Annotated in this window: 19 protein-coding genes; 11 read left to right on the forward strand and 8 right to left on the reverse strand. The window is 64.0% G+C overall.

Annotated features, from left to right (window positions below; genetic code table 11):
- Positions 1-47: 47 nt before the first annotated feature.
- Positions 48-308, reverse strand: a complete 261-nt coding sequence (gene rpsT / locus QFZ40_RS08770) for a 30S ribosomal protein S20 (protein WP_011692086.1) — start codon at positions 306-308, stop codon at positions 48-50.
- A gap of 169 nt (positions 309-477) precedes the next feature.
- Positions 478-1,008, reverse strand: a complete 531-nt coding sequence (locus QFZ40_RS08775; RefSeq protein WP_306903906.1) for a type II toxin-antitoxin system PemK/MazF family toxin — start codon at positions 1,006-1,008, stop codon at positions 478-480.
- A gap of 194 nt (positions 1,009-1,202) precedes the next feature.
- Here QFZ40_RS08775 and lepA point away from each other — a divergent pair, with 194 nt between their 5' ends.
- Together lepA and hemW are read left to right on the forward strand one after the other, a co-directional pair.
- Positions 1,203-3,056 (forward strand): translation elongation factor 4, encoded by a 1,854-nt coding sequence (gene lepA, locus QFZ40_RS08780; RefSeq protein WP_306903907.1) that lies wholly within the window; start codon positions 1,203-1,205, stop codon positions 3,054-3,056.
- 36 nt (positions 3,057-3,092) lie between these two features.
- Positions 3,093-4,322: a radical SAM family heme chaperone HemW gene (gene hemW, locus QFZ40_RS08785; protein WP_306903908.1), complete on the forward strand. Its 1,230-nt coding sequence runs from the start codon at positions 3,093-3,095 to the stop codon at positions 4,320-4,322.
- Positions 4,323-4,400: 78 nt separating this feature from the next.
- On the opposite strand, the gene QFZ40_RS08790 is transcribed toward hemW, so the two are convergent.
- Both QFZ40_RS08790 and QFZ40_RS08795 read right to left on the reverse strand, forming a co-directional pair.
- Positions 4,401-4,820, reverse strand: a complete 420-nt coding sequence (locus QFZ40_RS08790; protein WP_306906878.1) for a DUF4870 domain-containing protein — start codon at positions 4,818-4,820, stop codon at positions 4,401-4,403.
- A 150-nt stretch (positions 4,821-4,970) separates the two neighbouring features.
- Positions 4,971-5,822, reverse strand: coding sequence for a DUF3097 domain-containing protein (locus tag QFZ40_RS08795; RefSeq protein ID WP_306903909.1), 852 nt, complete (start codon positions 5,820-5,822; stop codon positions 4,971-4,973).
- A 217-nt stretch (positions 5,823-6,039) separates the two neighbouring features.
- Here QFZ40_RS08795 and hrcA point away from each other — a divergent pair, with 217 nt between their 5' ends.
- From hrcA to QFZ40_RS08810, 3 genes are all read left to right on the forward strand, one after another.
- A complete protein-coding gene (hrcA, locus tag QFZ40_RS08800) occupies positions 6,040-7,053 on the forward strand; it encodes a heat-inducible transcriptional repressor HrcA (protein WP_306903911.1) in 1,014 nt (337 codons plus the stop codon).
- 97 nt (positions 7,054-7,150) lie between these two features.
- Positions 7,151-8,278 (forward strand): molecular chaperone DnaJ, encoded by a 1,128-nt coding sequence (gene dnaJ / locus QFZ40_RS08805; RefSeq protein ID WP_306903912.1) that lies wholly within the window; start codon positions 7,151-7,153, stop codon positions 8,276-8,278.
- Between the two features lie 2 nt (positions 8,279-8,280).
- Positions 8,281-9,063, forward strand: a complete 783-nt coding sequence (locus QFZ40_RS08810; RefSeq protein ID WP_306903913.1) for a 16S rRNA (uracil(1498)-N(3))-methyltransferase — start codon at positions 8,281-8,283, stop codon at positions 9,061-9,063.
- 5 nt (positions 9,064-9,068) lie between these two features.
- On the opposite strand, the gene QFZ40_RS08815 is transcribed toward QFZ40_RS08810, so the two are convergent.
- Positions 9,069-10,022 (reverse strand): GerMN domain-containing protein, encoded by a 954-nt coding sequence (locus QFZ40_RS08815; RefSeq protein WP_306903914.1) that lies wholly within the window; start codon positions 10,020-10,022, stop codon positions 9,069-9,071.
- Between the two features lie 430 nt (positions 10,023-10,452).
- Here QFZ40_RS08815 and QFZ40_RS08820 point away from each other — a divergent pair, with 430 nt between their 5' ends.
- From QFZ40_RS08820 to QFZ40_RS08840, 5 genes are all read left to right on the forward strand, one after another.
- On the forward strand, positions 10,453-11,541 hold the full coding sequence (locus tag QFZ40_RS08820; protein WP_306903916.1) for a PhoH family protein: 1,089 nt from the start codon (positions 10,453-10,455) through the stop codon (positions 11,539-11,541).
- The gene (gene ybeY, locus QFZ40_RS08825; protein WP_306903918.1) at positions 11,538-12,011 is read left to right on the forward strand and encodes an rRNA maturation RNase YbeY; all 474 of its coding nucleotides are present in this window, start codon (positions 11,538-11,540) and stop codon (positions 12,009-12,011) included. The genes QFZ40_RS08820 and ybeY overlap by 4 nt, the downstream gene beginning before the upstream one ends.
- Complete coding sequence (locus QFZ40_RS08830; RefSeq protein ID WP_306903919.1) at positions 12,008-13,339, forward strand: hemolysin family protein; 1,332 nt, start codon at positions 12,008-12,010, stop codon at positions 13,337-13,339. The genes ybeY and QFZ40_RS08830 overlap by 4 nt, the downstream gene beginning before the upstream one ends.
- Positions 13,290-14,297 (forward strand): GTPase Era, encoded by a 1,008-nt coding sequence (era, locus tag QFZ40_RS08835; protein WP_373427416.1) that lies wholly within the window; start codon positions 13,290-13,292, stop codon positions 14,295-14,297. The genes QFZ40_RS08830 and era overlap by 50 nt, the downstream gene beginning before the upstream one ends.
- A 219-nt stretch (positions 14,298-14,516) precedes the next feature.
- The gene (locus QFZ40_RS08840; protein WP_306906879.1) at positions 14,517-15,980 is read left to right on the forward strand and encodes an LCP family protein; all 1,464 of its coding nucleotides are present in this window, start codon (positions 14,517-14,519) and stop codon (positions 15,978-15,980) included.
- Between the two features lie 48 nt (positions 15,981-16,028).
- Here the strand turns inward: QFZ40_RS08840 and QFZ40_RS08845 are convergent, their stop codons facing one another.
- From QFZ40_RS08845 to QFZ40_RS08855, 3 genes are all read right to left on the reverse strand, one after another.
- Positions 16,029-17,297 (reverse strand): type II toxin-antitoxin system HipA family toxin, encoded by a 1,269-nt coding sequence (locus QFZ40_RS08845; protein ID WP_306903924.1) that lies wholly within the window; start codon positions 17,295-17,297, stop codon positions 16,029-16,031.
- Positions 17,294-17,551 (reverse strand): helix-turn-helix transcriptional regulator, encoded by a 258-nt coding sequence (locus tag QFZ40_RS08850; RefSeq protein ID WP_306903926.1) that lies wholly within the window; start codon positions 17,549-17,551, stop codon positions 17,294-17,296. Before QFZ40_RS08850 ends, QFZ40_RS08845 begins: the two co-directional genes overlap by 4 nt.
- Before the next feature lie 107 nt (positions 17,552-17,658).
- Positions 17,659-19,611, reverse strand: coding sequence for a M13 family metallopeptidase (locus QFZ40_RS08855; RefSeq protein WP_306903927.1), 1,953 nt, complete (start codon positions 19,609-19,611; stop codon positions 17,659-17,661).
- Positions 19,612-19,865: 254 nt separating this feature from the next.
- Here QFZ40_RS08855 and leuA point away from each other — a divergent pair, with 254 nt between their 5' ends.
- Positions 19,866-21,605 (forward strand): 2-isopropylmalate synthase, encoded by a 1,740-nt coding sequence (gene leuA / locus QFZ40_RS08860; protein ID WP_306903928.1) that lies wholly within the window; start codon positions 19,866-19,868, stop codon positions 21,603-21,605.
- Positions 21,606-21,645 lie beyond the last annotated feature (40 nt).

Consider the following 21,645-nt stretch of genomic DNA (forward strand, 5'->3'; position numbering starts at 1 on the left):
ACCCTGGGGTGCCGGCCACAACCATCAGTTCAAGTGAACTGGAAACCTTACAGTGCGTTGACCTTCTTGGAGATCGCCGACTTGCGGTTCGCTGCGTTGTTCTTGTGCAGAACACCCTTGCTGACAGCCTTGTCCAGCTTGCGGCTGGCAGCAACCAGGGCAGCAGCAGCTGCATCCTTGTCGGTGGACTCAACGGCGGTGTTGACGGCGCGGATGGCCGTCTTCAGCTCAGACTTGACTGCGTTGTTGCGCAGGCGTGCCTTCTCGTTGGTGAGGATGCGCTTCTTCTGGGACTTGATATTAGCCACGTGTGAACTCTCTTTTTAATGCGGAAATGGTCTAGAGGGCTTTCAGATTGGCCATTGACTGAGCGGCGTGGGGATACCTATGGCGGCCAACCATCAGTGGCCGTCGACCTGCACGGACACACAGCTATAAATAATAGCAGACGGGCCCGGAGACTCGCCATTTTGCAGCCTACTTCCAGCCGTGTCGGCGGCGGAGTCCCTCGGCGACCAGTTCGAAGCGGGCACGGTCCAGCACCGCACCCTCCCGCCGGATGCTATCCGGGCTTATCTGGAGGATCCGTCCCAGCTTTGCTTCACTCGGCCGTGACTGGCGGTCCCAGCCGCCGATCCCGATGTCCACATAGTCGCCCCGGCCGTGGCGGTCCTGGTCGTGGTCCTTGCTCGTGAGCATCAGCCCCAGCACGTACGGCCCGTTATGTCCGATCACCAGGACCGGACGGTCCTTCCCCCGCGTCGGGTCTTCCTCGTAGGGCACCCATGTCCAGACGATCTCGCCGGGGTCCGGGTCGCCGTCCGGCTGCGGGGAGTAGCTGATGGAGGCCACTCCGGTGAAGTCCGCAGGGTGCGCGGAAAACTCCCCGGTCCGGGCTGAAGGGCGGGGAGAAGCCCCAGGGGCCGGTGTGGCTCCGGACGTGAACTTTTGCAGGGCCCGGAGGGAGGTCCTGACGGTGTCGGCCAGGGCGCGGAGGTTAATTGGCATGGGGCCACCCTATCCCTGGCCAGGCCTGGCACCGCCGGGAATAGCGCAGGCAGTTGGGCGCCGAATGCGGTGCGATCCACCAGGACGTGGGACACTGGAGGTTCCATATGTGCGGTCTTTCCGCGGGGTGCCTTCGTTGCGTCCTGGCGGCGGCCGCCGAAGCCATCAGTGAATGCCAACAGTAAGGACCCTGCGTGTCTCCCATGGCCCGCACCGCCCCGGTGCCCGCCGCGACAGATCCGGCCATCATTCGGAATTTCTGCATCATCGCGCACATTGACCACGGCAAGTCCACGCTGGCCGACCGGATGCTGCAGTTCACCGGGGTCGTTCAGTCCCGCGACATGAAGGCCCAGTACCTGGACCGGATGGACATTGAGCGCGAACGCGGCATCACCATCAAGTCCCAGGCTGTCCGCATGCCCTGGGAACTGGATGGCAACAGCTACGCACTGAACATGATCGACACCCCCGGGCACGTCGACTTTACCTACGAGGTCTCCCGCTCACTCGCAGCGTGCGAAGGAGCCATCCTCCTGGTGGATGCGGCTCAGGGCATCGAGGCCCAGACGCTCGCCAACCTGTACCTGGCAATGGAAAACAACCTCACGATCATCCCGGTCCTGAACAAGATCGACCTTCCGGCAGCGCAGCCGGAGAAGTACGCGGCCGAACTGGCCAGCCTGATAGGCGGCGACCCGGAGGACGTTCTGCGCGTTTCCGGGAAGACCGGCATGGGCGTTGAGGCCCTGCTGGACAAGATCGTCCGCGACCTGCCGGCCCCGCAGGGCGATGCCAACGCCCCTGCCCGCGCTATGATTTTCGACTCCGTCTATGACACCTACCGCGGTGTGGTCACCTACGTGCGGGTGGTGGACGGCATGCTGCACCCGCGCGAGAAGATCCAGATGATGTCCACCCGGGCCACGCACGAACTCCTCGAAATCGGGGTGAGCTCCCCGGAGCCCACCCCCTCTAAAGGCCTGGGCGTCGGGGAAGTGGGGTACCTCATCACCGGGGTAAAGGACGTCCGCCTGTCCAAGGTTGGCGACACCGTGACCAACCTCGCCAAGCCTGCCGCTGATTCGCTTCCCGGCTACGCGGATGCAAAACCCATGGTCTTCTCCGGCCTGTATCCGCTGGACGGCACGGACTACCCGGTGCTGCGCGACGCACTGGAGAAGCTGATGCTCAACGACGCCGCGCTGGTCTACGAGCCCGAGACGTCCGCCGCGCTGGGCTTCGGGTTCCGGGTCGGCTTCCTGGGCCTACTGCACCTGGAAATCACGCGTGAGCGCCTGGAACGTGAATATAACCTGGACCTGATTTCCACGGCCCCCAACGTGGAATACGAGGTGACGCTGGAGGACAAGAAGGTGGTACACGTCACCAACCCCAGCGAATATCCCACGGGCAAAGTGGCGGAGGTCCGCGAACCCATGGTTTCGGCCACCATCCTTGCGCCCAACGAGTTCGTTGGCGCCATCATGGAGCTGTGCCAGAGCCGGCGCGGTGTGATGGGCGGCATGGATTACCTGTCCGAGGACAGGGTGGAAATCCGGTACCGCCTGCCGCTGGCCGAAATCGTCTTCGACTTCTTCGACATCCTTAAATCCAAGACCCGCGGCTACGGCTCGCTGGACTGGAAGGCCGACGGCGACCAGGTGGCCGACCTGGTCAAGGTGGACATCATGCTCCAGGGCGAGCAGGTGGATGCCTTTTCCGCCATCACCCACCGCGACAAGGCCTACGCCTACGGCGTCATGATGACCACCAAGCTGCGCGAACTCATCCCGCGGCAGCAATTTGAGGTTCCTATCCAGGCGGCCATCGGGTCCAGGATCATTGCCCGCGAAAGCATACGTGCCATCCGCAAGGATGTCCTGGCCAAGTGCTACGGCGGTGACATTTCCCGTAAGCGCAAACTGCTGGAAAAGCAGAAGGAAGGCAAGAAGCGCATGAAGATGGTGGGCCGCGTCGAGGTACCCCAGGAAGCCTTCATCGCAGCCCTGACCACAGACGAGTCCAAGGACAAGGCCAAGAAGTAGTGATGCCCGTGGCCGGAATCACCGGAGGCCGCACCAATGCCTAGCGTTCTTCCCCTTGGCGACCCGGCGCCGTCGGACGGTCTGCTGCCTGCACAGGCAGTGGAAGGTGCGGCGGACCGGGCTTTCGGGCTGTACGTGCACATACCGTTTTGTGCCGTCCGCTGCGGATACTGCGACTTCAACACGTACACGGCCACTGAACTGGGTGGCGGGGCCTCCCAGGATGCCTATGCTGACACTGCCATATCGGAAGTGCAGCTGGCAGCGCGCGTGCTCCCGGAGTCGGGCCTTCCAGGCCGCAGACTGAGCACTGTCTTCTTCGGCGGCGGCACGCCCACGCTGCTTCCGGCGGAGGACCTTGCCCGCATCCTGGGCGCGGCCATCAGCGCGTGGGGGATTGAGCCTGGAGCCGAAGTGACCACTGAGGCGAACCCGGATTCCGTCACCCCGGAGTCCCTCGCCGTGTTGAAGGACGCCGGATTCACCAGGGTTTCCTTTGGCATGCAGTCCGCGGTTCCGCATGTGCTGAAGGTCCTGGACCGCACCCACACCCCCAGCCGCGTGCCGCAGGTGGTTCAATGGGCGCGGGAAGCCGGGCTGGCTGTCAGCCTGGACCTGATTTACGGGACCCCGGGGGAGTCCCTGGAGGACTGGCGGCATTCCCTGCAGACCGCACTGTCATACGAGCCGGACCACATCAGCGCTTACGCGCTGATTGTTGAAGAAGGAACTAAGCTGGCTGCCCAGATCCGCCGGGGTGAAGTTCCGGGGATTGACGACGACGATCACGCTGACAAATACGAACTCGCCGACCAGCTGATCGGTGAAGCGGGGCTCAGCTGGTACGAAGTGAGCAACTGGGCGCGGACCCCGGAGCAGGCCTGCAGGCACAATCTCGCGTACTGGCGCGGTGACGACTGGTGGGGCATCGGGCCCGGCGCACATTCCCATGTCGGCGGAGTGCGCTGGTGGAATGTCAAGCACCCCACTGCCTACGCCGGACGGCTGGCCCAGGGTGTTTCCCCGGCGGCGGGCAGGGAGACCCTGGACGCCGCGACCCGCGATGTGGAGCGTGTGATGCTGGAAGCAAGGCTCGTTTCGGGTCTTGGCATTGAATCACTGGGGGAGAAGGGACGGCACGCTGTTGCCGGGCTGATAGCCGATGGCCTTGTCGACCCGCCGGCTGCATTCAGTGGCCGCCTGGTGCTGACCCTGAAAGGCCGCCTGCTGGCTGACGCGGTGGCCCGCAGGCTCCTGCAGGATTAGTCCCTACCCAACGCGGGGTCACTTCCCGCCCAATACTATGCGCTTATTGGGCGGGAAGTGACCCCGCGTTGGTGCGGATTACTTAATCCAGCGGAGGTTGTACTGGTACCGGTGCGGCTGGCCCCGGTTCACATGGATGCCGGCTGCGACGGAGTAGCAGGTCAGCGCTATCCAGATCAGGGTGGCGATCACAGCGAAGATGTTTCCCACCACGGGGATGAAAACCAGGATGTTTGCCAGTACCGCAGCGATGGTCGGCGGAAGGCTGAAGTTCAGCGCTTCCTTGGACTCCTGGGCCGTGAACGGCCCGCGGTCCCGGAAGATGAGGTAGATCAGCAGGGACGGGACGCAGCCCAGGATCCCGCCGAAGTGGGCAAGCGTGGCCCACTGGCGGTCCTCGCTCGCGGTCAGTGGCAGCGCATTTGCGGGAACGCCATGGTACTCGGAACGGCCCTGGCCGCCCTGGTTGTCCGTGTGTTCACGTGCGTTATCTGCCACGGTGTCTTCCTTCGAAAGTGCGATGGTGCTGGTCATGGATGGGCGGCCTGAAGCGAATCAGCTTCCGCAGTACCAAGAATACTGGTTATGCGCCGGAATGCTGCCCCGCGCAGCCCTGAGCCAGGGCCGGAACAGACGCTGCCTGCCTGCTTAGGGCACCGTGAGGAAGTCGATGACTTCCTCCACCCTGCCGAGCAGTGACGCTTCCAGGTCCGCGTAGCTGCGGACCGCGCCCAGCAATTTCTGCCAGCCAAGACCGATATCCTCCTTGGTGGAGTGAGGCCAGCCGAACGCTGCCAGGATACCGGTCTTCCAGTCCTGCCCGCGGGGAACCACCGGCCACTCGGAGATGCCGAGCACGGCGGGGCGGATCGCCTGCCACACGTCCACGTACGGGTGGCCGACGATGAGGACATTGCCGGCAGCGCCGGGGGAGGCCATGACGGCATCGGCTATCCGCGATTCCTTGGAGTCAGGCACCAGATGGTCCACCAGGACGCCGAGCCGACGGCCAGGTCCTGGCCTGAAATCAGCCACCGCGGACGCCAGGTCGTCGATGCCATGCAAAGGTTCGACGACGATGCCTTCCACCCGCAGGTCATCGCCCCAGACCTTTTCCACCAGTTCGGCGTCGTGCTTGCCCTCCACCCAGATCCTGCTTGCCCTGGCGACCTGGGCGCGTTGCCCGGCCACGCGGACAGAGCCGGAGGCTGTCCGGCCGGCCGCCCCGGACGCGGCGGCCTGCCGGGGAGCGGGAGGCATGAGCCGGATGGGCCGGCCATCAAGGAGGAAACCGAATCCCAGCCGAAAGGACCGTGATTTGCCGCGCCGGTCCTCGAGGGCAACAACGTGCATGCCGCCGGACTTTTCCACCCGCGTCACGGCGCCGACCCAGCCCGACTGGACGTCTTCCAGCACCATCCCGCGTTCGACCGGGACTTCAGCCAGTTCGTTCCTTGCGGGGCCCGAGATCTCCTGCGGGCCCCAGTTCTGGTAATGCATGGATTCGCTCCGTCTTGTGCTGGATCCTGGCCCGGAATTTTCGCCCGGAGCGGTACCAATGCTAACAACGCGGCCGGGCATATTAGACTGTTAGCACTTAGGCATGTCGAGTGCTAACCCGTATGGATATAAAAGTATTCATCAACAGGGTCGGTGCACCGAGAGGGAATCCGGCCCGGGCGGGCGGACGGCCTGTGACCGTAGATGGAGGTGGAGTGTGAGCGAGCCGCGCAAACTGGAAGTACTGCGAGCCATTGTGGAGGACTACGTGCACTCCCGTGAGCCAGTCGGCTCAAAGGCTCTGGTTGAACGCCACCACCTGGGCGTGTCCAGCGCGACCATCCGGAACGACATGGCGGCACTGGAGGACGAAGGGCTGATCACCGCGCCCCATACCAGTGCGGGACGGATCCCCACGGATAAGGGCTACCGGCTGTTCGTGGATCAGATCTCAGCTGTGAAGCCACTCTCCCCGGCTGAACGGAGAGCCATCCAGTCATTGCTGGAGGGATCCACTGATCTCGACGACGTCCTTGACCGCACGGTCCGGCTGCTGTCCCAACTGACCAACCAGGTGGCCGTAGTGCAGTACCCCCATCTGAGCCGCGCCACCATCCGGCACATTGAATTCGTGCTCCTCGCGCCGAGGCAGGTCCTCGTGGTTCTTATCGCCACCACCGGTAAGGTGGAACAACGGGTGATCGACATCGGCCAGGATCTCAGCGACGAAGCCCTCGCAGGCCTGCGCGCCAGGTTCCTGGGTTCGCTTTCCGGAACACCGCTGAGCCAGCTCACGCGGTCCCTGCCGGGCGTGGTTTCCGCTGTTGGCTCCGGTCAGCGGCAAGCCGCGCAGGCTCTGGCGCACGGACTTGAAAGCCTTGCTCATAGCAGCCGGGAAGACCGGATGGTCATGGCCGGGACGGCCAACCTCGCCAGGTCCAATTTGGATTTCCCGCTCAGTATCGGACCGGTGCTGGAAGCCCTCGAAGAACAAGTGGTGATGCTGCGGCTGCTGAGCGAGATGGCGCAGGACCCCAGAGGCGTGACAGTGAGTATTGGCCGCGAAAATCCCTACGACGGCCTGGCCGAAGCATCGGTGGTGGCCACGGCCTACGGACCTGACAGCACCGCCAAGGTCGGTGTGCTGGGTCCCACCCGGATGGATTATCCCACCACCATGGCTGCCGTCCGGGCGGTAGCACGCTACCTTTCCAGGATCCTGGGTCCATGAGAGCGCATGCCGTGACGGCACGTATACAGCATCCAGACACGAAGAGCAGTGCGAGCCGTACAACTGTGAGCACTACGACTAGGAAGAGAAACGAACTTTGAGCAGCCACTACGACGTCCTTGGCGTCTCGCCGGAAGCCACCGGAGAAGAGATCAAGAAGGCCTACCGCAAGCTGGCCCGCACCCTTCACCCGGACGTTAACCCCGGAGATGATGCGTCGGACCGCTTCAAGGCCGTGACCCACGCCTACGAGGTGCTCTCCGACCCGCAGAAGCGCCGGGTCTATGACACCACCGGCAATGAGAACGGAACGGATAACGGCTTTGGCGGAGGAGGGTACTCCGGCCAGGGCTTCGCCTTCCAGGACATTTTCGACACCTTCTTCGGTGCGGGCGGCTCTGCCGGTCCGGCTTCGCGTGTCCGGCGTGGACAGGACGCGCTCATCAGCGTCCGCATCGAGCTGCGGGATGCCGTGTTCGGCGTCAACAAAAAGCTCGAAGTGGACACCGCCGTTACCTGTCCCACGTGCAATGGATCATGCTGCCGCGAGGGGACCCACCCCGAGCGTTGCGATATCTGCGGCGGAAGCGGCCAGGTCCAGCGCGCGGTCCGTTCCATTCTGGGCCAGGTCATGACGGCGGCCCCGTGCGGTACCTGTGAAGGCTTCGGAACAGTCATCAAGGACCCGTGCAACGAGTGCAGCGGGCAGGGCCGGATCCGCAGCAGGCGTTCCCTGACCATCAAGGTGCCCGCCGGGGTAGCCACGGGCACCCGCATCCAGCTTTCCGGCCAGGGCGAAGCAGGTCCGGCCGGAGGCCCCTCCGGTGACCTCTATGTCGAGATCCGGGTCAACAACGATGCCACTTACGTCCGTGACGGTGACGATCTGCACGCCACCCTCAACATTCCCATGACGGCTGCCGCCCTGGGAACAGAGCTGACGCTGGACACCTTCGACGGGATGCAGGAAATCGACGTCAAGTCGGGGACCCAGTCCGGCGAGATCATCACACTGCGGGGCCTGGGCGTGACGCACCTGCGCGGCTACGGCCGTGGCGACCTGAAAGTCCATCTCCAGGTTGAGACGCCGTCCAAGCTGGATTCAGCCCAGGAGGACCTCCTGCGGCAACTGGCGAAGCTGCGCGGCGAACAGTTCACCGAGGGAAAGCTTGCTGCCAGCGGCGGCATGTTCGCCAAAATTCGGGACCGGTTCGGTAACCTGTAGCGGTGAGCAATCCGGTCTTCTTTAGCACCGCAGGGTCGCTGGACCACATGGTCCCTGGCGGCCGGTTTGTGCTTGACGGGCCGGAAGCCCGGCACGCTGTGACCGTGAAGCGCCTCGGCCCCGGTGAATCCGTTGATATCGCGGACGGCGCCGGAAAGAGGCTGACCGGGACCGTTGTGGCGTCGTCGCCTGCCGAACTCACAGTTGAATGCGCCGCACTGGACGAGGAGGCACGGCCGGACATCCGGCTGGTGCTCGTCCAGGCACTGGCCAAGGGCGACCGCGATGAATTGGCAGCGGAAACAGCCACGGAACTGGGCATCGACGCGGTCATACCGTGGCAGTCCGAGCGGTCCATCGTGCGCTGGAAGGGTGAGCGCGCCGCAAAGGCGCACGCGAAGTGGCAGTCGGTGGTCACGGCTGCAGCCAAACAGGCGCGCCGGGCCTGGATCCCGGAAGTACGCGCCGCCGTCGATACCCCCGGGCTGGCCGTTGCCGTGGCGGCCGCCGGCCTTGCCGTCATCCTCCACGAGGACGCTGTGCGGCCGCTGCGTTCGGTCCTGGAATCCTGGCAGCTTTCCGATCATGGCAAAGGTCCCCGTGAAGTCCTGCTCATCGTGGGGCCCGAAGGCGGCATCAGCCCGCGGGAAGTCACCAGGCTCTGCGGCGCGGGGGCCGTGACCGCGCTCCTGGGCCACCACGTCCTGCGGTCTTCCACGGCCGGCCCGGCGGCAGTAGTGCTGGCGAGCGACGTGCTGGGCCGCTGGACGAATCCTTCCGGCTAACGCCGCTAGCGGACTCTGAAGCCCCGTGTGTCCACGTTAAGCTCCTGCTGGTTTCCGGACGTGTCCTCCTGGGACACGCGCAGCTCGTAGTTGCCGGACGTGAGGGTCAGGTTCAGGGTGAACAGGCCTGACTGCGCGGCGTCGGCCGCGGCGGTGGTTTCGCCGGTCAGGAACGGCTTCTTATCTCCGTTGGCTTCCGCCTGCAGGATCTGCCAGTGCAGCTTGCCGCCTGCAACGGTGCTGCGGCCGGTGATCTTGACGCTGCCGCCGGGAACTTCCACACCTTCCTGCGGGTCGATGATCCATACCGGCGCGACCATGCCCGCAACACGGGACATCGGAGTCCCGAGCCTTATCCGGCCGAAGGCGAGGTAATCCGTATGGCCGTCAACCAGTACCGTCACCTGTATCTGCTGACCGGAATCGATGAGCCCTGAACTGGCAGCCGCTGCGGTGGCCGTATACACCAGCTGCTGGATCGCGCGGGTGGCCATGTCGCCATCGAGATTGCTGTTGAAGGCATCCGCCGAGACATCCACTGTGATGACGTTTTTACCCGAGATTGAGGTGGCCAGTTTCTTCGGGTTCTGCCAGGGGGTGAAGAAGTCCGGATCAAGGGGCTTGTCTGACATCATGGCGTGCAGCGCACGGGTGACCGGATTTTCCTGGTCCGGAACGTCCCTGAATTCCCGGTACAGGAATACGTTGCCGTTGCTGCGGCCGATCCAGTAGACGGGGGCCTTGTTGGTTGCCTGGGTCGTCTCCAGCGGGGTGCTCGTCGACGGCGCCGCGGGGGAGCCGCTGGCCTCGGCCGTGCTCAAGGCCACTGTCGGCCCGGGTCCCGGGTCCGCGATGCAGCCGGAGAGGACCAGGACCACAGGCAGGAGGCCAAGGAGGCCTTTGGAACGGATGCGTCCCCAGGCACGTCCCCTGGCGAGGGGCGTTGCTCTTCCCGGCACTGTGATGGCCCTGTCCTTCCTGCAGTGTGATGGGCCGGTCCCCGGACGGCCTGGTTCTCCAGCGTGGTGCTGGCTTTCCAGCATGGCATAAGGCTGCGGGCCTACCGGTCCCGATCCGGCGTTCCCGCCCAACTGCAACGGGAACGATATGAGGCCGATATGAAGTTGATACCTAAAGACGGGAACCACTCCGGCGGAAGCCTTTTCCGTCGATGCCTGGCGCCCGTGGATCTTGCGTTCCGACGTCCATAAGGGGCTTCCGCTGGGCCGCCGGAGGGCAGCGTGCTGGCGTAAGATGGTATGAATCCGGTGACCATCGGCGGGCTCGGCAACTGCCGCGCCGCTCCGGTGTCACCAGCAGTGCCACCAGCAGCGCCAGCCGCGCTGCTTATTTGAACTGAAGGGGACCCCAGGCCTGCGGGCCAGCACCATGACTGAATCAGCGAACGGAAAGCGCCGGCTGAATACCGGAGAGCGCGCCGCAGGAGAATTCCCCCATACCCTTCCCGGTATCCGGACGGAGGTGGTTCTCTTTGACAACTCCGATCAGATGGTCCAATCGCTCGGCAGCCATGATGAGGCATTGCGTTTCATCGAGGAGCAGTTCCCCGCCGTCAACTTCCATGTCCGCGGCAACGAACTTTCCATTAGCGGACCCGCCACCGATGTCCCCAGGATCATGCGGTTGCTCCATGAAGTGCGCGGTCTCGTGGCCCGCGGCACCGTGATCAGCCCGGCGGTCCTGCAGCAGCTTGTGGCTTTGCTCCGCAGCCAGTCGTTGCAGAACCCCGTGGATGTGCTAACCCATGACATCCTCTCCAGCCGCGGCAAAACCATCCGGCCCAAGACCCTCAACCAGAAAAACTATGTTGACGCGATCGACGACAACACGGTGATCTTCGGGATCGGACCTGCCGGAACCGGCAAGACCTACTTGGCCATGGCCAAGGCAGTCCAGGCCCTGCAGCAGAAGGAAGTCAGCCGCATCATCCTGACCCGGCCCGCCGTCGAAGCCGGGGAGCGGCTCGGTTTCCTGCCGGGCACGTTGAGCGACAAGATCGATCCGTACCTGCGTCCGCTCTACGATGCCCTGCATGACATGATGGACCCCGAATCGATCCCGCGCCTGATGGCCGCCGGAACCATTGAGGTAGCGCCTCTCGCCTACATGCGCGGACGGACCCTCAACGACGCCTTCATCATCCTGGACGAGGCGCAGAACACGACGCCCGAGCAGATGAAGATGTTCCTGACCCGGCTGGGCTTCGGTTCCAAAATGGTGGTCACCGGAGACGTCACCCAGGTTGACCTTCCGTTCGGCACGAGATCCGGCCTGCGTATTGTGGAGGAGATCCTGCAGGGAATCGAAGACGTAAACTTCACCTTCCTGGATTCCACTGATGTGGTCCGGCACCGCCTGGTCGGCGACATCGTCCGCGCATACAGCCTCTGGGACGACGTTCAGCGGAACAGGGTCAAGCATTCCGTTGCCCGCGAAAAACGGGCGGAGCACGCGTGAGCATCGAGGTCAACAACGAGTCCGGAATCCAGGTTGACGAATCGGAGCTTGTGGCGCTGTCCAGGTATGTTTTTGAACAGCTTTACATCCACCCCCAGGCGGAGCTGTCCATTCTCCTCGTGGACGAGCCCGCCATGGAGAAGCTCCACATCGAGCTCATGGACGAGCCCGGCTCCACCGACGTCCTGTCCGTACCGATGGATGAACTGACTCCCGGTACCCCGGACCGTCCAACTCCACAGGGGATGTTGGGCGACATCGCCGTGTGCCCGCAGGTCGCCCAGGTCCAGGCCAGGAATGCCGGCCATTCCCTGCAGGATGAGATGCTGCTCCTGACCACCCATGGCATACTCCATCTCCTGGGCTATGACCATGCCGAGCCCGAGGAAAAGGCCGAAATGTTCGGCCTGCAGCGTGAACTGCTGTCCGGCTTCACCGGCAAAGAAGCACCCGCCGAGACCACCCAGTGACGCCCCTGCTCCTGGTCGTGATGGCGCTGGCGTTCCTCAGCATTGCAGCGCTCCTGACAGCTGCGGAGGCAGCGTTTACGTTCCTTCCCCGGCACGACGCCGAAGAGGCGCTTCTGACCAGCCGTGGAAATTCCTTGAAAAGCATCCTTGCGGAGCCGGTGGCACACATCCGGGCGCTAAGATTCTGGCGCATCTGGTTCGAGATGGCATCAGCGGTGGCAGTGGCCGTCCTCCTCCACAGCCTGCTGGCCAACGTATGGCTCGCCGGCCTGGCTGCCACCGGCATCATGGCCCTGCTCGGGTTCGTGATCGTGGGAGTTTCCCCGCGCCAGCTCGGCAGGCTCCATTCCGCGGAGGTCGTGCGGTTCACCGCGCCGCTGATCGGGTTCCTGACCCGCGTTCTCGGGCCGATCCCGGGCTGGCTGGTGGCGCTGGGGAGTGCTGCTGCGCCTGGGGCTCCCGGCGGGGACGAGGCCTTCGTCAGCGAGCAGGAATTCCGTGAGCTCGTTGACAGGGCCAGTGAATCGGACGTCATCGAGGACACTGAGGCCGAAATGATCCAGTCCGTTTTTGATTTCGGTGACACCCTGGTGCGCGCCGTCATGGTCCCCAGGACGGACATCGTCAGTATCGACGCCGGTTCGAGCCTCAGGCGGGCCATGTCCCTTTTCCTGCGGTCCGGATATTCACGGATCCCCGTGATCGGGGACAGCACGGACCAGATCCTCGGGATCGTGTATCTCAAGGACGTCGCCGCGGCCCTGCACGAACTGGGCCCCGATGAAGCCCCGCCGCTGGTCGAGTCCATTGCCCGTGAAGTCCGCTACGTTCCGGAATCCAAGCCGGTCAGTGACTTGTTGAAGGAGCTGCAGAAGGAATCGACGCACGTGGCCATCGTCATCGACGAATATGGCGGCACCGCGGGACTGGTCACGCTGGAGGACCTCATTGAAGAGATCGTTGGCGAGATCGTCGATGAATACGACACCGAGAGTGCCGAGGCGGTGGAACTCGGGGACGGATCATTCCGTGTGAGTGCGCGGATGAGCATCGACGACCTCGGGCAGCTGTTCGATATTGAGCTCGACGACGACGAGGTGGACACGGTCGGCGGGCTGATGGCCAAGGCACTTGGCCGCGTCCCCATTGTGGGCAGCACCGTGGTGGTGGACGGTGTCTCGCTGCGGGCTGAGCGGCTTGAGGGCCGCCGTAACCGCGTCAGCCACATCATTGCGGCGCACCCGCCAAAAGTAGACACTGACCTTGAAGACCTCCTCGATGAGGCCAACACAACCCAGCAGGGAGTTCCTCGTGAGCAAGAAAAATAAGCCCCACGTCAATCAGGATTCGGCCAAAGAGGATTTTGGCGGCTTCCGTGCGGGCTTCTCGGTCCTTGTGGGTCGCCCCAACGCCGGCAAATCCACCCTCACCAATGCCCTGGTGGGTAAGAAGGTGGCCATCACGTCCGCCAAGCCGCAGACCACCCGTCATACCATCCGCGGAATCGTCCACCGCGAGGACGCTCAGCTGATCCTGGTCGATACTCCAGGCCTGCACCGCCCGCGTACCCTGCTGGGCAAACGCCTTAACGACCTTGTGGCTGACACATTGGCCGAAGTTGACGCTATCGGTTTCTGCCTGCCAGCCAACGAAAAGATCGGTCCCGGGGACAAGTACATCGCCGCTCAACTGGCTGCCATTGGACGAACGCCGCTCATCGCGATTGTCACGAAGGCTGACCTCGTGGACCGTCAGGTACTGACAGAGCAGCTCCTTGCGGTCGCGGCCCTTGGCCGTGAAGTGCTGGGGGAGGACGGCTGGAAGGATATCGTCCCGGTATCGGCAACGGACGGCTTCCAGGTGGGCACTCTGGCCGATGTCCTGATCAGCCACATGCCGCCGTCGCCGCCGCTGTACCCGGACGGTGAACTGACCGACGAGCCCGAGGCCGTTATGGTTGCCGAGCTGATCCGGGAGGCCGCGCTGGAAGGGGTCCGGGACGAACTCCCGCACTCCCTGGCAGTGGTGGTGGATGAAATCGTAGCCCGCGAAGGCCGCGCCGAAGACAACCAGCTTCTGGATGTGCGGGTTAACCTCTATGTGGAGCGCCCTTCCCAGAAGGCCATCATCATTGGCAAGGGAGGCAGCCGACTGCGGGAAGTGGGAACAAATGCCCGGAAGGGCATCGAAGCGCTCCTGGGCACGCGCATCTATCTTGACCTCCATGTGAAGGTGGCCAAGGACTGGCAGCGGGACCCCAAGCAACTGGTCAAACTCGGCTTCTGACGCCGCCGCACCGCGGCCCCGGGTCCGCCGCCCGGCATTTTCCCAGCGTGGACGACTAAAATAGTCGGATTCAGATTTTAAAGGAAGGTACACCCAGTGGTGCGAGGCCGCGATAAACGCGAGTACGGAGCTGACCTGTCAGCGGGACCAGGACCAGTTTCCCGTCACGCGGAAGATGCCGCCGTGGGCTCCGCCCGCCATCTTGGATTACAGCGCGGGATGCCGCAATGGGTGAAGGTGACCACCGCCGTGGTCTCCATCCTGGTGGTCGGAGCCCTCGCCTTTGCCGGCTTCTGGTACTTCCGGCTGCAGTCGAACATCTCCACCTCGCCGCTCAGCGCCGGCAGCGGCAGCACCGAGGACGCTGTGAACGACTCCACCGACAGGATGCAGATCCTCATCCTTGGCTCGGACACGCGCGACGGCAAGAACTCCGAATATGGCACCGCAGCGGACTCGAGCGGCTACGGGCAATCCGATGTGATGATGCTGATGGACATTTCGGCGGACAACAAGCGCGTCAACGTCATCAGCTTCCCGCGCGACCTGCTGGTTGACATCCCCGAGTGCAAGGACCCGAAAACCAAGCAGGTGTTTCCTGCCCGCAGCGGGGTCATGATCAATGAGGCTATGGCACAGGCCGGCATCGGCTGCGCCGTGGACACCGTCAACAAGCTCACCGGACTCCAGGTGGACCACTTCATGATGGCGGACTTCAACGCCGTCAAGGAGCTCTCCAATGCCGTGGGCGGCGTGGATGTGTGCATCAGCGACGCCGTATACGACCCCGATTCCCGCCTCCGGTTGCCCAAGGGCACATCCTCGGTTCAAGGCGAAATGGCGCTGGCCTTCCTGCGGACACGGCACGCATTCGCCGACGGCGGGGACCTGGGCCGCATCAAGGGCCAGCAGGGATTCCTCTCCTCGCTCACCCGCAAGATCAAGGACGACGGGACGCTGTCGGATCCCGCAAAGATGCTGAAGATCGCCGATGTGGTCACCCAGAACCTCACGGTCGATGATGGCCTGGCGTCCGTTCCCTCGCTCCTCACCATCGGGAACCGGCTGAAGAATATCGACATCAGCAAGGTGGCGTTCGTCGCCGTCCCCACCACTCCGGCGGCAGACCTCAACCGCCTGCAGATCGCTGAACCGGCCGGCTCGCAGTTGTTCTCGGCGCTGCGCAAGGACGTGGACCTGACCGATCCCACTGCGCCGACGCCGACGCCGACGCCGTCGCCGACTGACGGTACGACGTCGTCTCCAGCTCCCGCCCCGACTGAGACAACGCCCGCGGTGGCACCCTATGACAAGGCAGCGCAGCCCATCTCCGTTGCCAACGGATCGGGTGTGGCGGGACGTTCCCAGGAGATCGCCGAAGTGTTGAAGGCGGGTGGCTTTACCCAGCTGAGCCAGCTGGAGGCCAAACCTATTGCGCAGTCCGTGGTGTACTACGGAACTCAATTCGCCGATGTTGGCGCGGATGTGGCGGCAATGCTGGGAATCCCGGCCGCCCAGGTGCTTCCGGCGCCTGCCTTCCATGGGGTCCAGGTCTACATTGGAGAGGACTTTTCCAAGGGCACCACCTATGGAGCCGCCGCACTGCCGAGCGACATCGTCAACCAGACGGCCGGGGACACTGTCTGCCAGCAGGCCAATCCCGCGCTGATCGTGCACGGCTAAAGGGCAGATCTCCCGGAATCCGGTGTCGGTACCGTCAGGCCAGTACCGTCAGGTCCGTGCGGAGGCCTGATTGTCAAGCGCGCGGCGGGCCGTCCGGCCGTTCAGGAGGTCTTCGGCGCGTGCGGGAACCAGCTGGTTCAGGAACGAGATGACGTCCTGCGCCGGTGTTGCTGTGGCTGCACCGGCCACGGCCTCCAGGACGGCAGCAGCGGTGGCCCTCGCATCGTCCGGGTCCAGGCCCCAGGCTGCGGCTTCCTTGATCACATGCTCCAGCGTCAGGTGGTTCAACCCCGCCTGCCCGCCGATTGCATGACCGGCGTTTTTGCTTGGCGCGTATAGCAGTAGCGTCGGAGCCGCGTCGTACAGCGGCGCGAGCAGCACCTCGCCTCCGTCACGGATGAGCAGCGAGTAGTTCTTCGAGTGCGCGTCGCCGTTTCCGATGACGAGGTTGAACGTGACGGCCCGGAGCAGGTCACGGCGGAATCCGTCGTCGTCGCGGGTATGCGGCGCCGCGGTGGATACCAGCCTGGTCAGCCTGGACGGCGGGGCCGTCGTGCCCTCGTATTTGGCCTCACTGCCCAGTCCCAGCGCCTGGGTGAAGTCCTCCTGGTGCAGCCGGCCGCCTTCGGCCGTCCGATCATAGCGGGTCACGACGATCGCCTGACGCGCGCCGAAGGTTTCAAGCCGGGCTTCCGCAGCCCGCAGCCCGGCCGCTGCGGCGACCTTCAGGGCCCAGTCTTCCGCAGGAAGGAGATGGGGGATGGGGGAATCCAGGGGTTCGGGCTTGATGATGTGGGTGGACACGGCTCCACGGCCCGGCCACATCCAACGGTCGCCGGACCGGTTCAGCAGGACCTTGGACTGGATCCCGCCCAGGGAGGCGGTGATCGCGAAATCGTCAGGCAGGTCCCAGGTGGGCAGCGCTTCGACAACCTTCGCGACTTCCTCATCGGTCATGGGGATTGCTTTCCCCCGACCGTCGGGTGACATTCCTTCCGGCAACACCTGGACTGCGCCGGCGCAATCGCCGCCGAGCACCCGGAGCAGACCGATGGCGTCAGGAGTGGCAAGCCCGTTCTGGGACGCAAGATGGGAACGGACCTGTCCTTCCGGAAGCAAGCCATCGAAGTAGTTGAGCACCGCGGTGTCGGCAATCTTTCTCCGCGCCACCGGCAGGGCCAAAGACAGCAGGATGGAGGAGACGCCGTATTCGGCGACGATTTCGGCGTCGTACTGGAAGGACAGGCGCAGGGAAGTCCCCGACAGCACCCCGATGTGGCGCCCATGCAGGAACACGTCAAGGCTTTGGCGTTTCACTGCTTGACCTGAAGTTTGGCGAACCGGGGTACCAGCGCGACGTCGCGGCCTACTGCCCGGATGGCTTTCATGGCAACTACCGTGGACACCGGCTCGCCGTGTTCCAGCCTGACGATCGTGCCCCGTGTCACGCCCAGCCTTTCAGCCAGTTGCTGCTGGGTCATGCTGGCCTCTTTGCGGGCGTCCGAAATCGACCGGCCCAGCGATGCGGCATCGACGGCACGATAGAACGGCGTCTCCGAAGAATGTTCCATATATTGATCATACCGGTGCAATTCACGTTTGTTCAATATTTCAAACATTTGAGAAGAGGTAATTGTTGATCAATATATGGAACATCTCGTTGACCCGGCCGGTTCCGTTACCAGATGCTGACGCGCTCCTCCCGGGGCATCCACATCCCGTCCTGTTCGGTCACGCCAAAGGCCTCATGGAACGCGTCCAAGTTCTTGGCGATGGCATTTGTCCTGAATTCATTGGGGGAGTGCGGATCGGTGGCCAGCCGGCGGATTGCCTCCTCCGTCCGGATCACCTGGCGCCAGCCTGCCGCCCAGGACGCGAAGAAGCGCTGCTGCCCGGTGAGCCCGTCCAGGACCTCAGGCTCCTTGCCGTCCAGGCTGATCAGGTAGGCCTTGTATGCGATGGTCAGTCCGCCAAGGTCACCGATGTTCTCGCCCAGCGTCAGCTTGCCGTTGACGTAATGTCCCGGTGCCGCGTATGGGGAAAGCACGTCGAACTGGGCGACAAGCTTCGCGGTCAGCTCCTCAAACGCCTTCCGGTCCTCCTCGGTCCACCAGTTCCGGAGGGCCCCGCCGCCGTCGAACTGTGAGCCCTGGTCGTCAAACCCGTGGCCGATCTCGTGGCCGATGACGGCTCCGATTCCGCCGTAGTTGACGGCGTCGTCCGCGTCCGCGGTGAAGAAGGGCGGCTGCAGGATTGCGGCCGGGAAAACGATCTCGTTCAGCATCGGGTGGTAGTAGGCGTTCACTGTCTGCGGCGTCATCAGCCACTTGTCCAGGTCCACAGGCTTGCCCACCTCGTCGAGGTGGCGGTCGACGTCGGCATTGTGGGCCCGCTCAACGTTCCCCAACAGGTCGGCGGGGTCGATTTCCACCGCTGAGTAGTCGATCCACTTGTCCGGGTAGCCGATCTTGCCGCGGAACGACTCCAGCTTACGGAGCGCCTCGGCCTTCGTCTCCTCACCCATCCATTCGAGGCCGGTGATGCTCCGGCGGTACGCCTCAATGAGGTTGTCCACCAGGGTCTTCATACGCGCCTTATGGGATTCCGGGAAGTGCCGGGAAACGTAGATCTGTCCCACGGCTTCTCCCAGGGCGGCTTCGACGACGCCCACGCCACGCTTCCAGCGGTCCTTGTTTCGGGGCGTGCCGCTGATGGTGGTGCCGTAGAACGCAAAATTGGCGTCCACGAACGCGGAGGAAAGGTAAGGGGCCGCGGCGCTGATAACCCTCATGGCCAGCCATTCCTGCCAGATCCCCAGCGGTTCCGATTCAAGCAGTCCGGCGGCCCCGCTGAAGAAATCAGGAGTGCTGACTACGATTTCCCGGCGCTTGTCCTCGTCGATGCCGGCGGCCTCGAACCAGGTCCCCAGCAACGGGAACAGCGAAAGGGCTTCGTCCGCCGTCCTGAGGTTGTAGGTCTTCTGCGGATCCCGCAGGGTCACGTTGTCCCAGTGGTGGGATGCCAGGCCGGTCTCAAGGGCGACCACCCGGCCGGCCGCGGCCTCCGCGTCCTCCAGGCCGGCGAGGGTGAACATGGTCCGCACGTGGTTGCCGTAAGCCGTGACCATCGGGGCAAATTTCTCTTCCCGGTAGTACGACTCGTCAGGCAATCCCAGCCCGCCCTGGCCGGTGTAGAGGAGGATCCGGTCCGGGTTCCCGGCGTCCGGCGCCGGGTAGATGTAGAAGAGGCCGCCCACGTCCGCACGGAACAGGCGGCCGGCCAGGGACACCAGGTCGCCAACGGATTTCGTGGCAAAGACCTCTGCCAGCCGTTCCCTGATCGGCTCCATACCCTTATCTTCGACGGCGGCTTCATCCATGAAGCTGTTGTAGAGGTCCCCGACCTTTCGTTCTATCCCGCTGGCCGCGGCGCCCTTGCCCGCGGCTTCCTCGATGATGTCCCGGACCGCTATCTCGGCGCCGTCGCGGAGGGCGGTAAACGTTCCTTCAAGCGGCCGGTCGTCCGGTATCTCGGTGGCCTTGAGCCATGCCCCGTTGACGTGCTGGTACAGGTCATCCTGCGGCCGGACGGTGTGATCAATGTTGGACAGGTCGATCCCCGAGATGGGCACGGAAGCTCCTTTGAGATGAAGGCCGCGGCCGGCGCTTGCACCGCTGCGGCGTCTGCATGATGGACGTTAGGGACGGTAGTGCTCTTTCATCTTACGCACCCGTGTTACTCTCAAATGGTGCGCGCAGAGTTCCTTCTCCTTAGCTGCCGCGGCGAGGCCTCAGACGCGATCTAGCGCAAGGCCACCCTCGCTGCGGAGTTTGTGTTGCCCGGCCACCCTTTCAGAGAAGAACCACAGAAAAGGCCCCGAAAGTAATGCGAAACGCACAGAAGCCCTCAGGAATGCCCGCCCACCGTTACCGCCCGTTCCAGGACCTCATCACTGTTGAACTGCCGGACCGGACCTGGCCGGACAAGATCATCACCCGGGCCCCTCGCTGGTGCGCTGTGGACCTGCGGGACGGCAACCAGGCACTGATCGATCCCATGAGCCCCGCACGCAAGATGAAGATGTTCGACCTGTTGGTGCGCATGGGCTACAAGGAAATCGAGGTCGGCTTCCCCTCGGCCTCACAGACCGACTTCGACTTCGTCCGCCAGCTCATCGAGGGCAACCACATTCCGGACGATGTCACCATCCAGGTCCTGACGCAGGCCCGGGAACACCTCATTGAGCGGACCTATGAGTCCCTGGTCGGCGCCAAGCAGGCCATCGTCCACCTGTACAACTCCACCTCGGTCCTGCAGCGCCGGGTGGTGTTCAACCAGGACGAGGACGGGATCCTGGACATCGCCCTCCAGGGCGCGCGGCTGTGCAAGAAGTACGAGGAAACCCTCGTGGACACGCATGTCACGTATGAATACTCGCCGGAGTCCTTCACGGGCACGGAACTCGAATACGCCGCACGCGTGTGCAACGCCGTCGCTGATGTCTTCGAGGCCTCTGCCGACAGTCAGGTCATCATCAACCTGCCGGCCACGGTGGAAATGGCCACACCGAACGTCTACGCCGACTCCATTGAATGGATGAGCCGCCACCTGCACCCGCGCGAGGGGATCATCCTGTCGCTGCACCCGCACAATGACCGCGGCACCGGCGTCGCGGCCGCAGAGCTGGGCTACATGGCAGGCGCCGACCGTATCGAAGGCTGCCTCTTCGGCAATGGCGAGCGCACTGGCAATGTGGACCTGGTCACCCTGGGCCTGAACCTGTTCGTCCAAGGAATCGACCCCATGATCGATTTCTCCGACATCGATGAAATCCGCCGCACCGTTGAGTACTGCAACCAACTGCCCGTTGCCGAGCGGTCCCCGTACGGCGGCGACCTCGTTTTCACCGCCTTCTCCGGCTCCCACCAGGACGCCATCAAGAAGGGCTTCGAGGCGCTGGAGCGGGATGCGGCGGCAGCCGGCAAGGACGTTGCCGACTTCACGTGGGAGGTCCCGTACCTGCCCGTGGATCCCAAGGACCTGGGCCGCAGCTACGAGGCCGTTATCCGGGTCAACTCCCAGTCCGGCAAGGGCGGTGTGGCCTACCTGCTCAAGAACGAACACGGCCTGGACCTGCCGCGCCGGGCCCAGATTGAATTCTCCGGCGTCATCCAGCGCCGTACGGACACCGTAGGCGGCGAGGTCAGCGGCGCGCAGCTCTGGCAGATCTTCCAGGACGAGTACCTGCCGTCCGGCAAAACTGACGGGCAGTGGGGGCGCTATTCGCTGGGCGCTGTCAAGACCGAAACGGATGAAGACGGCGGCATGACGCTGCATGCCTCACTCGCCGTTGACGGGGTGCAGGTCCTCCGCACGGGCACTGGAAACGGACCCATTGCCGCATTGCTGAGCATCCTGAGGGAGGACGGCGTGGATGTCAGGGTCCTGGACTATAGCGAACACGCCCTCTCCGAGGGTGGTAACGCCCTGGCCGCAGCCTACGTGGAGTGCGCGGTAGGGGAGCGGGTCCTGTGGGGCATCGGCATCGACGCGAACACCAGCATGTCATCCCTCAAGGCCGTGATCTCTGCGGTCAACCGGGCCATCCGGGATTCCCGCGGCTGATGCGGGATGTTGCGCGCCGGGCTTCCCGGCGCGCAACGCC

This window comes from Arthrobacter pascens (assembly GCF_030816475.1).
Taxonomy (GTDB): domain Bacteria; phylum Actinomycetota; class Actinomycetes; order Actinomycetales; family Micrococcaceae; genus Arthrobacter; species Arthrobacter pascens_B.